Below are 13,182 nucleotides of genomic sequence, written 5' to 3' on the forward strand. Positions count from 1 at the left end.
TCCATCAGGTGGGAGTGGAAGGCGTGGGAGACGGTGAGGCGTTTGGTGCGGTGGCCCTGCGTGGCGAGTGTTTCGGCGGCGGTGAGGGTGGCGGTCTCGTCGCCGGAGAGGACGAGGTCGGTGCCGGTGTTGACGGCGGCGATGCTGACGTGGTCGGTGAGGTGGGGGGTGGCCTGGTCTTCGGTGGCCTGCACGGCGATCATGGCGCCGCCGGTGGGGAGTGCCTGCATGAGTCGGGCGCGGGCGGCGACGAGGGTGGCGGCGTCGGTGATGTCGAGGATGCCGGCGACGTGGGCGGCGGCGAGTTCGCCGATGGAGTGTCCGGCGAGGTAGTCGGGGCGGATGCCCCAGGATTCGAGGAGTCGGTGCAGGGCGACTTCGAAGGCGAACAGGGCGGGTTGGGTGTAGCCGGTCTGGTGGATCTCGTCGGTGTCGATGACCTCGCGTAGTGGCCGGTCGAGGTGTTTGTCGAGGGCGGCGCACACGTCGTCGAACGCGGCGGCGAAGACCGGGTACGCGGCGGCGAGTTCGGCGCCCATGCCCAACCGCTGCGCCCCCTGACCCGTGAACAGGAACGCGAGCCGCCCGCCGGTGGACACCGGGGTCGGTTGCACGCCGGCCTCCAGCGCGCGTACCAGCTCCTCGGTGTCGCGGCCCACCACGGCGGCGCGGTGCTCGAACGCGGTGCGCCCGACGGCCAGCGTGAAGCCGACGGCCACGGCGAACCCGACGTCCTCGGGGTCACGGCCCGCCACCGCGCCGGCCAGGCGAGCGGCCTGCGCCCGGACCGCCTCCGGCGTCCGTCCGGAGAGGACCCATGGGATCACCGGCGGTGCGACCGCGGCGACCGGCTCGGGGGACTCCGCCGGCTCGGGCTCCTCCAGCACGACGTGGGCGTTGGTGCCGCTGATGCCGAACGACGACACGGCGGCACGACGCGGACGGTCGCCGGCGGGCCACGCCACCGGCTCGGTCAGCAGCGACACCGCCCCCGCCGACCAGTCCACCTTCGGGGACGGCTCGTCGACGTGCAGCGTGCGCGGCAGCAGCCCGTGCCGCAGCGCGCCCACCATCTTGATCAGGCCGGCGACGCCGGCCGCGGCCTGGGTGTGGCCGATGTTCGACTTAATCGAGCCGAGCCACAGCGGCCGGTCCCGGTCCCGCCCGTAGGTGGCGAGGATCGCCTGTGCCTCGATCGGGTCGCCCAGGACGGTGCCCGTGCCGTGCGCCTCGACAACGTCGACCTGGCTCGCCGACAGCCGCGCGTTGGCCAGCGCGGCCCGGATGACCCGCTGCTGCGCGGGCCCGTTCGGGGCGGTCAGGCCGTTCGACGCCCCGTCGGAGTTGACGGCCGTGCCCCGGACCACCGCCAGCACCCGGTGGCCGTTGCGGCGGGCGTCCGACAGCCGCTCCACCACCAGCACCCCGACGCCCTCAGACCAGCCGGTGCCGTCGGCGGCGGCGGCGAAGGACTTGCAGCGGCCGTCCGGCGACAGCCCGCGCTGCCGGGAGAACTCGATGAACGTCTCCGGAGTCGCCATGACCGTCACGCCGCCGGCCAGCGCCAGCGTGCACTCGCCGTTGCGCAGCGCCTGCCCGGCCAGGTGCAGGGCGACCAGCGACGACGAGCAGGCGGTGTCGACGGTGACCGCCGGCCCCTCCAGCCCGAACGTGTACGCGACCCGGCCCGAGGCGATCGAGCCCGTGGAGCTGTTGCCGGCGTAGTCGTGGTACATCATCCCGGCGAAGACGCCGGTGGCGCTGCCCCGCAGCCCGGCCGGGTCGATGCCCGCGCTCTCCAGCGCCTCCCACGAGGTCTCCAGCAGCAGCCGCTGCTGCGGGTCCGTCGTCAACGCCTCGCGCGGGCTGATCCCGAAGAACTCGGCGTCGAAGTCCGCGGCGTCGTGCAGGAAGCCACCCTCGCGGGTGTACGACCTGCCCGGGGCGCCCGGGGTCGGGTCGTACAGCTCCCCCACGTTCCAGCCCCGGTCGGTGGGGAAGGCGCCGATGCCGTCGCGCCCGGCGGCGACCAGGTCCCACAGGTCCTCCGGCGTACGCACGCCGCCCGGATACCGGCACGCCATGCCGACGATCGCGATGGGCTCGTGCGCGGCCTCCTCCGCGTCGCGCAGCTTCCGCCGCGTCTCGCGCAGCTCGGCTGTCGTCCGCCTGAGGTAGTCGAGCAGCTTTTCCTCGTTGTCGGGCATCGACGTCACTCCAAGAGCGGACCGGTGGGGGATCGGGTACTAGAGCGGGATGTTCCGGAGCGCGCCGCGTCGCCGGACGGGGCCGGTGGCGGCGGGCACGGAGGCGGGACGGGCCCGGGTGTCCTCCGGGCGGACGACCTCGTCGACCACGGTGAGGTCGAGGGGGCGGTCGAGGTCGCCCGCGACCGGCTCGTGGTCCTCGACGGGCCGCGCCACGAGTTCGCGGCGTCCGGTCGCCCCGGCCGCCGCGGTCGTCGTGCGGTGGATGACGCCGACGGTGGCCCCGGCGAAGGCGTACGGTGGCGTGGCGTGGCGCCGCGCCGCCGGCCGCGACGGCCGGCGCAGCGGGGCGCGGCGGTCGCGCTCGCTGGTCACCGCGGTCATCGCGGTCAGCTCACCCTGCGCTCGTGACCCTGCCAGAATCGCTCCCGCAGCTCGCGGCGCAGGATCTTGCCGCTGGGGTTGCGGGGCACCCGGTCGATGAACTCGTAGTGCAGGGGCTGCTTGAAGCCGGCGAGCTTGCCGCGCAGGTGCAGCGCCAGGTCGCGCTCGGTGAGCTGCTGGCCCTCCACCGGCACCACGAACGCGTGCACGGCCTCGCCCCAGCGCTCGTCCGGCACGCCCACGACGGCCGACTCGGCGACCAGCGGGTGGCGGCCGATGACGTGCTCGACCTCCGCCGGGTAGACGTTCTCCCCCGCGACGATGATCATGTCCTTGATCCGGTCGCGGATGTACAGGTAGCCGTCCTCGTCCAGCACGCCGGCGTCCCCGGTGACGACCCAGCCGTCGACCAGGGTCTTCGCCGTGGCCTCCGGCAGGTTCCAGTACTCGACCATCGCCGCCGGGGTCCGCAGCCAGACCTCGCCGATCTCGCCGGGCGGCAGCGGAGCGCCCTGGCTGTCGGCGACCTTGACCTCGAAGCCCGGGTAGGGGCGTCCCGCCGCCTGCATCCTGCCGCTGTCCGGCGTGTGGTCGGCCGGGGGCAGGCAGATGGCGGTGTTGCCGGTCTCGGTCAGGCCGTAGATCTGGGCGAACTCGCAGCCGAAGCCCTCGACGCAGCGGGCCAGCAGCGCCGCCGAGATGGGCGCGCCGCCGTAGACCACCTTGCGGAGCGAGGTGAAGTCCTCCCGGGAGACGCCGGGCTCCGCCAGCAGCAGCCGCAGCATCGCGGGCACCAGGCAGGCGGTGGTGACGCGCAGCGTCCTGATCAGCTCGACCGCGCCCGCCGTGGTGAACTCGCGCATCACGACGTTGGTCACGCCCGACACGAAGCCCTGCGTCGCCCACCACAGGCCGCCGATGTGGAAACCGGCCATGCCGACGAGGCTGACGTCGCCCTCGCGCCAGTCGATCCAGTTCAGTTCCGCCGAGGCGAGCGCCTGGCGTACGGCGAAGAAGCTGCGGTGCGCGAGGACGACGCCCTTGGGCAGTCCGGTCGTTCCGCTGGTGTACATCTGCACCAGCGGCGTGTCGGGGGTGACCCGGCCCAGCACGTTCGCGTCCGGCTGCGCCGACACCCAGGCGGTGAAGCCGGCGCCGGCCGCACCCGGCTCGTCGAGCCCGACCACCTGCTTCAGCGTCGGCAGTTCCGGTGCCAGCTTCTCGGCGGTGGCGGCCGAGTCGGCGTCGACGAAGAGCAGGGCGGCGCCGGAGTCGCGCAGGATGTGCTCGACCTCGCCGGCGGCCAGCCGCCAGTTGATCGGCACCAGCACCACGCCGGTCTTCGCGGCGCCGAAGAGCAGCTCGTAGTAGTGCTCGGACTCCTTGCCGAGGTAGGCGATGCGGTCGCCGGGGCGCAGGCCGGCCGCCTGGAGGCCGCGCGCGACCTGGTTGCTGACGCGGTGCAGGGTGGCGTAGTCGACGCGCCGGCCCTCGCAGACCATGGCGACGACGTCCGGCTGCTGGACGGCGTGCCTGCGCACCACGTCGACGAGGGTGCGCAACTGAACAGTCACCGGGTCCTCCTCAGGGGACGTACGGATGGGGGCGGCTCAGGCCGCGTCGGCCTGGAAACGCATGCCGGGCGGGTTGACCAGCGCCATCCGCACCTCGCCCTCGGCGGCGCCACCCTGGGTGTCCCAGAAGCGCCAGGGCATGTCGATGATCTGGACCGGCTTGCTGCGGTTGCGCTCGCTGAACTCGGCGAAGGACACCTCGCCGTGGAACGACGACGAGTCGATCGGCCGCCGGAACTTGCTGGTGAAGTTCGCGATCAGCATGTCCGGGAGCTGCTTGGCCCAGTAGTCGTCCATCGTCCACGCGGCCAGCGCGGGAACCGCCCGCTCCTGGACGCACTTGGCGATCAGGTAGTACATGAGCTGGTTGAAGCAGATGTTCACCTCGACCGAGTTGAGGTGGCCGGTGTCGTCGATGTAGCACGGGTAGGGGATGGCGAACTCGCCCTCCGCGCTCGCCAGCCCGTTGGCGACGGTGACCGTCGCGGACTTCAGGTACTGGGTCTTCGGCCTCGCGTACGGGCGCAGCACGTCCGAAAGCAGTCCCGGGTCGTTGGCAAATGTCGCACGCCCGATAGACGCGCCGTTCTTCACCGGCGATGTGGTCATTGCTATTCCTCCTTTGCGCACGAGTGCGAAATTGAAGGTAATCTCGGCCGGTCCATCACCCGGTAACAGCGGAAGAACTCAGCCGGCGTCCCTGGCGGACCCGACCGACGAGCCGGTCCAGCAGCATGTCGGAGGTGAGCGACAGGTCGGCCAGGAGCGGGTCGGTCGACAGCAGCGCCCGGTGCAGCGCCTGGATCCGCTCCGAGGGCTCGATGCCGAGTTCGCCCATCATCCGCCGGCGGAACCGCAGGTAGACCTCCAGCGCCGCCGGCGTGCGGCCGGACCGGTGCAGCGCGAGCATCAGCATCGTGTGCGCCGACTCGTGCAGCGGGTGCTCCACGACCAGCGAGGCGAGCTCGGAGGTCGCCTCCCGGTGCCGGCCCAGGCACAGGTCGGCGTCGATCCTGGTGGTGTACGCGTAGAACCGGCGCTCCTCCAGCCGCGCCGCCTGGGCGCGCAGCTGCGGGCCCCACTGCCCCTGGTGCACGACGTTGCCGCGCCACAGCGCCAGCGACCGGCGCAGGTGCGCGCCCGCCTGCTCGTAGTCGCCCGCGTGCATCGCCGCGGTGCCCGCCGTGACCAGCTCGTCGAACTCGACGATGTCGAGCTGCTTCGGGTCCACCCGCAGCGTGTAGCCCCCGGAGCAGGTGAGCAGGACGTCCCGCGCGATGTCCTCGACGGATCCGCCGAGCACGTCGCGGAAGAGCTTGCGCACCTTGAACATGTACGTCTGGAGGGTGGCGTGGGCGGTGCGCGGCGCCCCCGAGCTCCACAGCTCCCGCACGAGCACCGACGCGCCGACCGGCTGGTTCGCGTTGAACAGCAACGCGGACAGGACCAGCCGCAGCTTCGGCGCGCTCGGTGCGATGTCGACCCCGTCGTGCCGGATGACGAGCGGGCCGAGCAGCTCGAACCGTAGTCCGGCGAGCGGGTCTCCCGTCGGGCGCCGGGGCGGCCCGACCGGTGGCGGCTCGGTACGCCGGACTTCCGTTGCGGGGTCGGCCGCCGACTCCAGCAACGCGGCGAGGAGCGTCAGTTTCTCCTCGTGCGACATCGATCCCAGTTCCGCAAACTTGGTAATCATTTCGCCGACCTCGCTATCAGTCGGATCCACCGCACTTTCCACCGCCGACGAGTGGTGTCGGCGTACTGGTTCCGTGACGGGAGCGACGATTCCGACCAGGGGGAGTCAGGACAGGCTTCCACGCTATTCCAAGCCAGGGTCGAGCCGATAGTGACCGCGTCATGGACGGGCGTGACCAAACGAGGGGGCAGCATGTGACCGCGGCACTTGCCCGCGGCCTGCGCTGCCGGGAGGCTGGGCTGGAGGCACGCTGGAGTGTCGCTGGAGCGGCACTGGTCGAGCAGGGGGCAGCCATGTCGGGTGGGGACGCACAGCTGCGCGTCGGGTTCAAGCGGCACCTGCGGGCCCACGTGGTACGCGGTGACGCCGTCTACCTGCTGTCCGAGCGCGGCGCCACCTCGGTCAGCGGGGCGCACGTCGAGGCCCTGGCCCCGCTGCTCGACGGCACCCGGGACCTCACGGAACTCGTCCGGGACAGTCCCGCCGGGATGACGCCCGCCGAGATCGGCACGGTCGTCCGGCGGCTCGTCGACGCCGGCCTGGTCACGCTGCGGCCGGCGCAGGAGGCGGAGGCCGACGAGCCCGCGCTCGCGTACTGGGAGTCGGCGGGCCTGGACCCCACGGCCGCCGTGCGGGCCACCGCCGCCGCCCGGGTCGACCTCATCCGCGTCGGCTGCCCGCCGCGGGATGCCGCGGCGGCGGAGGACGCGCTGCGCGCGGCCGGGTTGACGGTGACGCAGGTTTCCGGGAACTTTTCGGCCTCGCCCGCCGACTTATCGGTTGTGCTCTCTGCGGACTATCTCGACGAGGGACTGGCTGCCGTCGACGCCGCGCACCGCGCCGCCCGCCGGCCCTGGCTCCTCGCGAAGCCCGGCGGCGCACAGGTGTGGGTGGGGCCGGTCTTCGACCCCGCCGCCGCCACGGGGTGCTGGCACTGCCTGGCGCACCGGCTGCGCGGCCACCGCCAGGCCGAGACGCGCCTGCGCGCCGTCGTCGGCTCCGCCACGGAGATCGGCACTCCGCCGGTGTCGCTGCCCCCGCTCGGCGCCGCCGCCCTGCACCTGGTGGCGCTGGAGGCCGCCAAGTGGACGGCCGGCCTGCGGCACGACGGGCAGCGCGCGGTGTGGACCTTGGACAGCGTCACCCTGCGCGGCGCCCACCACGAGGTGCGCGCCCGCCCGCAGTGCCCGGAGTGCGGCGATCCCGGCATCGAGCGCGACCGGGCGTTCCGTCCGGTGCCGCTGCGCAGCCGGCCGAAGGCGTCCCGCTCCGGCGGCAGCCACCGCGCCCTGCCGCCGGAGCGGGTGCTGCGCGACTACGGGCACCTGGTGAGCCCGGTCAGCGGCGTGGTCAAGGAGATCACCCGCGACGGGCGGGGCCCGGCCTTCTTCAACTCGTTCCGCTCCGGCCCGAACCTCGCGATGACCACGCGCAGGAACGCCGAGCAGATGCGTTTCGCGCTGCGCGCCGAGAACGGCGGCAAGGGCGTGACCCCCGTGCACGCCGAGGTCAGCGCGCTCTGCGAGGCCATCGAGCGGCACAGCGCCTACTTCCACGGCGACGAGGCCCGGGTCACCGGCAGCTACACCGAGCTGGCCGACACCGCCGTGCACCCCGACGACTGCCTGCTCTTCGACGAGCGGCAGTACGCCGACCGCGCCCGCTGGAACGCCACCTGCTCGCCGTTCCAGTACGTGTGCGCGCCGTTCGACGACGCGGCCGTGACGAGCTGGACCCCGGTGTGGTCCCTCACGGAGCAGCGGCACCGCCTGCTGCCCACCTCGATGCTCTACTTCAACGTGCCGGAGCAGCACGGCGGCACGTCGCTGTGCGCGGACTCCAACGGCAACGCGGCGGGCAGCAGCCTGGAGGACGCGCTGCTGCAGGGCCTGCTGGAGGTGGTGGAACGCGACGCGGTGGCCCTCTGGTGGTACAACCGCACCCGGGCCCCCGCCGTGGACCTGGACAGCTTCCGCGACCGCTGGATCGACGAGCTGCGGGAGGTCTACGCGGGCCTGCACCGCGAGGTCTGGGTCCTGGACGTGTCGTCGGACGTCGGGATCCCCACCATGGCCGCGCTGTCCCGGCGCACCGACAAGCGGTGCGAGGACATCATGTTCGGCTTCGGCGCCCACCCCGACCCGCGGGCGGCGCTGGTCCGCGCGCTCACCGAGATGAACCAGTTGATGCCGACCGTGGCGGAGGTCGGCGGGGACGACGACGACAGGTACGGCTGGTCCGATCCCGACGCCGTACGGTGGTGGCGCACCGCCACCTGGGCCGGGGACGCCTACCTGCGGCCCGATCCGGCGGTGCCGGCACGTCGACTCACCGACTACCGCCACACCCCGACGGACGACCTGCTGTCCGACGTCCGCTCGGTGCAGCACAGGCTGGAGGCCCTGGGGCTCGACGTGCTCGTGCTCGACCAGACCCGTCCGGACGTCGGGCTCCCCGTGGTGAAGGCCATCGTGCCGGGGATGCGGGGCTTCTGGGCGAGGTTCGCGCCGGGCAGACTGTTCGACGTCCCGGTGCAGCTCGGCAGGCTCGACCGCCCCACGGAGTACGAGAACCTCAACCCGATACCACTTTTCGTGTAGAGCGGGCGCCCGTGGCGTCGCCGCCGCGCCCGTCGAGGAGCCAGGTTGCCATCCGACGCCGACACGTCCCGCCCCGGACCGAGCCTGTCGCTGTGGTCCTTCCGGGACGACGTGACCATCGAGACGGCTGAGGACGGCAGTCTGACGATCCTCTCCCGTTGGGGCGACGTCCCGGTGGGCCGGCCCGCGCCCGCGGTCGAGGAGGTCCTGCACCGCATGACCTACGGGCCGGTCGCGCTCGGCAACGTCGCCGGGCTGGACGAGGGCGTCCTCCGGCCGGTCTTCGACCGGCTGCCCGGGCGGATAGTCCGCTCGCTCGGCTCGCGGGACTCGCCGGTGCCGCTGCTCTCCGTCCAGCCGGTCTCCCCGCTGGGGGTGTTCGCGCTGCCGGAGGTGGCCGAGGACCGGCAGCTCAGGCTGTCCCGTTTCGCGTTCGCCCACCAGCGGGACGGCGAGCTGGTGCTCGAGTCCCCGCTGTCGCACCACCGGGTGGTGCTGCACCGGCCGCAGGCGTCGCTGGTGCTCGGCGCGCTCCCCCGCGCGACCACCACCGTCGAGGTGGGTCGGAAGGTCGGCCTGACGCTCCCGGTGGTGGCCGACGTCGTCGCCCACCTGGTCGGCGCGGGCATGGTCGTCGTCGCCGAGGCCGGCACGTCGGAGTTCCACGAGGACTCCGACCCCACGCTGGCGATGTGGTCGCCGTACGACCTGCTGTTCCACTCGCGCAGCAGGCTCGGCCCGCACGACGACCCCGCCGGCGCGACGTTCCGCCACGTCGCGACCCTGCCGCCACCGGCCGCCGTCAAGCCGGCGCCCGCCGGGCCGCGGATCCCGATGTACCGGCCGCCCGTCACGGTGCCGCACGGGATGACCCTCACCGAGGCCGTCGACCTGCGCCGGTCGACCCGCACGTTCGCCGAGGCGGCGCCGTCGACCCGGGAACTCGGGGAACTGCTGTTCCACGCGGCGCGGGTCCGGATGCAGACGGTCGCCACGGCTCCCGACAACGTGCGGTACACGGTGACGCGGCGTCCGTATCCCAGCGCGGGTTCGCTGTACGAGCTGGAGCTGTACCTGACGGTGGACCGCTGCCCGGACCTGCGGCGCGGCATCTACCACTACAGCCCGGTCGACCACGCGCTGACCCTCGTCAACGCCGACCCGGCCGACGTCGACGAGTTGCTCGACAACGCGCGCGTGTCCGTCGGGGGCCGGCGGCCCCCGCCGGTGCTGATCACCATGACCGCGCGGGCGGGGCGGGTGTCCTGGGTGTACGACAGCATCTCCTACGCCACCACCCTGAAGCACGTCGGCATGCTCCAGCAGACGCTCTGCCTCGTCGCCACGATGCTCGGGCTCGCCACGTGCGCCCTCACCATGGGCGACGCCAGGGTGTCCGCGTCGGCGTTCGGGCTCGACTGGCCGGCGGAGGTCGGAGTCGGCGAATTTGCCGTCGGACTACCCGAAAACGACATCTCCTGTAACGATGAGTATCTGGGCGTACACGGAATGTGAATAGGCCGACCGGTCATCGGCAAATGGCTTTGCGACACTTCGCACGCGGGCGCGAAAAGAGCATTCATGATGCATGCGGGCGCGTGATAGAACGGGGTTAATTGCGCCGGCCCGACAGGGGATGCCAAGTTGATCAAGGTGTTGTTGGCCGAGGACATGCACATGGTCCGAGATGCGCTGGTCGCGTTGCTCAACCTGGAGCCGGACATCGAGGTCGTCGCCGCGGTCGCCTCGGGCACGGAGATCCTGCCCATGGCGCAACGGTTCCGGCCCGACGTCGCCGTGATCGACATCGACCTGCCGGGCAAGGACGGGCTCTCCGCGATCGCCGACATCCAGGTCCACCTGCCGGAGATCCGCACCCTGGTCCTGACCGCGCTCGGCCGACCGGGCACCCTCCGCCGGGCGTTGTCCGCGAAGGCGACCGGCTTCCTGCTGAAGGACGCCCCGACCGAGCAGCTGGTCGACGCCATCCGCAGCGTCGCCGCCGGCCGGCGGGTCGTCGACAGCCAGCTCGCCATGTCCGCCTGGGACAGCGCGGAGTGCCCGCTCACCGCGCGCGAGACCGAAGTCCTCCGCCTCACGGCGGAGGGGCTCCAGGCCGTCGACATCGCGGCACAGATGTTCCTGTCAGTCGGCACCGTCCGCAACTACCTGACCACGATCGTCAACAAGCTCTCCGCGCGCAACCGCGTCGACGCCATCCGGGTCGCCCGGGAGGCCGGCTGGCTGTGACCGGGACGCCCCGCGGCGCTCCAGGCGCAGGGGCACCTTGGCGCACAGGCGGAACAGGTCCGGCTGCCGGTCGACCGTCAGCGAGCCGCCGATCTCCTGGGCGCGTACGGACAGGTTGCGCAGCCCGTTGCGCCCACTGCCCGGATCCCTGGGCGGCCCGACGGCCTGGTCGTCGTTCACGATCTCGATCCAGGCGTCGTCCTGCGTCTGCCGGATGGTGATGTCGCAGCGCTTGGCCTTGGTGTGCCGCAGGATGTTGGTGACCCCCTCCCGCAGCACCGTGGCGAGCACCGTGCTCACCTGGACCGGCAGGTCCAGGTGGTCGCTGTCCAGCCGCACCTGGATGTCCGCGGCGGAGAGCACGGAGACGGCGGAGCGGCACTCCTCCTCCAGCGACAGTTCGCGGTAGCCGCTGGCGACGGTCCGCGCGTCGGAGAGGGCGACCCGCGATATCTCCAGGATCTCCAGCAGCTGGTCGCTCGCCTCCTGGGGCGACTTCTCCATGAGCCGGTGCACCAGCTCGATCTTGAGCGAGATCGCGGACAGGCTGTAGCCGAGCAGGTCGTGCAGGTCGCGGGCGAAGCGCAGCCGCTCCCGCAGCACCGCCATGCGCGCGATCTCCGCGCGGCTCTCCTGCACCTCGACGACGAGCGCGGTCAGCCGGGACAGCCCGTACACCACGAGCCCCGTCGTGACGGTGGAGATCGCCGTGTAGAGCATGTCGATCGGCGCGTGGGTGAAGAGCCACTGGGCGACGGCCATCGAGGTGACGATGAGGGCGAAGGTCACCCACGCCGTGACGGCCCGCAGCACGAGCAGCACGCTGCCGGCCAGGAAGCCCGGCATGCCGACCCACGCCTGGCCGAACGCCAGGATCGGCAGGTAGACCAGCGCCGCCTGGGTGGCGAGGACGCCGTAGCCCAGCGGCGTGCGCAGGCGTCCGTTGTCCCGGCCGTACCACAGCATCTGCATCGCCATCAGCGCGGCGATGCACGTGAACGACAGCGCGATGGCGAGCGGACCGACGGGCAGGAACATGACGTGGAGAAAGCCGATGAGGCTGATGCTTACGAAGACGGCGGTGACGACGCCCATCGCGAGCCGGGGCGCCGGTAGCGGCGCGGCCCCTCGCGACGATGAGCGCCCTGGTGTGACGGAGAGGTTCACGGCAGCAGCGCTCTCGTTTGCTCTAGCGCAGCCGGCGTACGTCCAGAGGCCAACTCGCCCCGCACCCCGTATGGCCGGCCCCCCGCCAGCCGCGACGCCCGATGACGGGCCTCGGTTCAACAACCACGACACACTCCCCAGTGATCGGCCCGACGGCGGGAATGGTCCTCGTCTGCCCGCGCAGGAACCCGGTGGACCGGCCGAACGCCGAAGCCCACCGAGTTGCTACGCAACGCAAACGTTTTTGAACGGATTCCCGGCCGCGAATTGCTATGTGCCCTTACGGACACCTTCCCCCTTGAGGGTCGACCTTTCCACAAAAAAATGACGGCCGTCAAGCCGTCTGTCCTTGGCCGCTGCGGCGCGAAAGGGTCCTAATCGATGCTAGGGAACATTTGCCGCCGTCACGTCATATACTCTAGTAGGGACATTTGACGCGGGCGTCGCCGCGCGGCGGCGGGGCCTAGCGGGGGAGCGCCGGACGCCGCCGCGGGGCCGGTGCCAGCACCGACACGAGGTCGCGCCGGGCCCGCGCCACGCGCGAGCGGATCGTGCCGACGGGGCAGCCGCAGAATTCGGCCGCCTCCGCGTATCCGAGACCCAGCACCTGGGTCAGCACGAACGCGTCGCGGCGGGCCGCGGGCAGCGTGCGCACCGCGAGGTTGAGCGCGACAGTGTCGTCCAGGCCGGGTAGGTGGTGGGCCCCGGAACGCTCCGCGGTGGCCTGCCAGTCCTGGTCGGACACGATCCGGGGCCGGCTCGCGGCGGCGCGGAAGTGGTCGGCGGCCACGTGCCGCGCGATGGCCAGCAGCCAGGCCCGCGCGTGGTGGCGCCCGGTGAACAGGTGCGCGCTGCCCAGCGCGCGGGCGAACGTCTCCTGGGTCAGGTCCTCGGCGTCGGCGTGCCCCACCAGGTAGACCAGGAAGCGCCAGACGTCACGCCGCGTGCTGCGGACGAGCGGATCCGCCGCGGCGCGGTCGCCCCGCCCGACGGCCAGGGCGAGAGCCGTGACCGCGTTTTCCCCCAGTGAGTCCGACATGAATTCACGGTAACCGTACGGGGTGCGGGGGGAAACGGATTCCAGTGGCGGTCCAGCCGGCCTCATCGCCGGGAACCAGAATTCGTTGGAACCGTCCGGCCGGCGCGTGGCGCGTCCCGGGGCCCACACGGCGGGCTGGTCGGCGCGCGGGCCCGGGAGACAGGCCCGCGGGGCCGCCGACGCACGCGCGCCCGACGGCGGCGTGGCGCCCGCCCCCGGCGGTGACCGGGGACGACTGCGGCCGACCGTCGGTGCGGTTGGTCATCAG

10 protein-coding genes are annotated in these 13,182 nt (G+C 72.3%); 3 read left to right on the plus strand and 7 right to left on the minus strand.

What is annotated here, in order from left to right; translation table 11 throughout:
• The 5 genes from AB0G13_RS30890 to AB0G13_RS30910 form a co-directional block, all read right to left on the minus strand.
• A partial coding sequence (locus tag AB0G13_RS30890; protein WP_357881999.1) for a type I polyketide synthase occupies positions 1-2,207 on the minus strand: 2,207 nt, incomplete at its 3' end.
• A 39-nt stretch (positions 2,208-2,246) separates the two neighbouring features.
• Positions 2,247-2,591, minus strand: coding sequence for a hypothetical protein (locus AB0G13_RS30895; RefSeq protein ID WP_357882002.1), 345 nt, complete (start codon positions 2,589-2,591; stop codon positions 2,247-2,249).
• A gap of 5 nt (positions 2,592-2,596) precedes the next feature.
• A complete protein-coding gene (locus AB0G13_RS30900) occupies positions 2,597-4,165 on the minus strand; it encodes a fatty acid--CoA ligase (protein ID WP_357882005.1) in 1,569 nt (522 codons plus the stop codon).
• 36 nt (positions 4,166-4,201) lie between these two features.
• On the minus strand, positions 4,202-4,774 hold the full coding sequence (locus AB0G13_RS30905; RefSeq protein ID WP_357882008.1) for an FcoT family thioesterase: 573 nt from the start codon (positions 4,772-4,774) through the stop codon (positions 4,202-4,204).
• Positions 4,775-4,829: 55 nt separating this feature from the next.
• Positions 4,830-5,858 carry an AfsR/SARP family transcriptional regulator gene (locus tag AB0G13_RS30910; RefSeq protein WP_357882012.1) on the minus strand — a complete coding sequence of 343 codons (1,029 nt, stop codon included), beginning with the start codon at positions 5,856-5,858 and terminating at the stop codon, positions 4,830-4,832.
• Positions 5,859-6,151: 293 nt separating this feature from the next.
• On the opposite strand from AB0G13_RS30910, the gene AB0G13_RS30915 reads away from it, so the two are divergent.
• The 3 genes from AB0G13_RS30915 (at position 6,152) to AB0G13_RS30925 (ending at position 10,708) form a co-directional block, all read left to right on the plus strand.
• Positions 6,152-8,458 (plus strand): TOMM precursor leader peptide-binding protein, encoded by a 2,307-nt coding sequence (locus AB0G13_RS30915; RefSeq protein ID WP_357882015.1) that lies wholly within the window; start codon positions 6,152-6,154, stop codon positions 8,456-8,458.
• 45 nt (positions 8,459-8,503) lie between these two features.
• A complete protein-coding gene (locus AB0G13_RS30920; RefSeq protein ID WP_357882018.1) occupies positions 8,504-9,973 on the plus strand; it encodes a SagB family peptide dehydrogenase in 1,470 nt (489 codons plus the stop codon).
• A 129-nt stretch (positions 9,974-10,102) separates the two neighbouring features.
• The gene (locus AB0G13_RS30925; protein ID WP_357882021.1) at positions 10,103-10,708 is read left to right on the plus strand and encodes a response regulator transcription factor; all 606 of its coding nucleotides are present in this window, start codon (positions 10,103-10,105) and stop codon (positions 10,706-10,708) included.
• Here AB0G13_RS30925 and AB0G13_RS30930 read toward each other — a convergent pair.
• Positions 10,604-11,803, minus strand: a complete 1,200-nt coding sequence (locus AB0G13_RS30930) for a histidine kinase (protein WP_357882024.1) — start codon at positions 11,801-11,803, stop codon at positions 10,604-10,606. The genes AB0G13_RS30925 and AB0G13_RS30930 overlap by 105 nt on opposite strands.
• 535 nt (positions 11,804-12,338) lie before the next feature.
• Positions 12,339-12,914: a sigma-70 family RNA polymerase sigma factor gene (locus AB0G13_RS30935; RefSeq protein WP_357882027.1), complete on the minus strand. Its 576-nt coding sequence runs from the start codon at positions 12,912-12,914 to the stop codon at positions 12,339-12,341.
• Between the last annotated feature and the right edge of the window lie 268 nt (positions 12,915-13,182).

It is taken from the genome of Micromonospora sp. NPDC023633 (genome assembly GCF_040640035.1).
Lineage (GTDB): Bacteria > Actinomycetota > Actinomycetes > Mycobacteriales > Micromonosporaceae > Micromonospora.

Excerpts from the sequence above, each read along its gene's own strand:
- AB0G13_RS30895 (WP_357882002.1), bottom strand. The coding sequence starts at position 2,591 with ATGACCGCGGTGACCAGCGAGCGCGACCGCCGCGCCCCGCTGCGCCGG.
- AB0G13_RS30905 (WP_357882008.1), bottom strand. The coding sequence starts at position 4,774 with ATGACCACATCGCCGGTGAAGAACGGCGCGTCTATCGGGCGTGCGACA.
- AB0G13_RS30910 (WP_357882012.1), bottom strand. The coding sequence starts at position 5,858 with ATGATTACCAAGTTTGCGGAACTGGGATCGATGTCGCACGAGGAGAAA.
- AB0G13_RS30915 (WP_357882015.1), top strand. The coding sequence starts at position 6,152 with ATGTCGGGTGGGGACGCACAGCTGCGCGTCGGGTTCAAGCGGCACCTG.
- AB0G13_RS30930 (WP_357882024.1), bottom strand. The coding sequence starts at position 11,803 with ATGGGCGTCGTCACCGCCGTCTTCGTAAGCATCAGCCTCATCGGCTTT.
- AB0G13_RS30935 (WP_357882027.1), bottom strand. The coding sequence starts at position 12,914 with ATGTCGGACTCACTGGGGGAAAACGCGGTCACGGCTCTCGCCCTGGCC.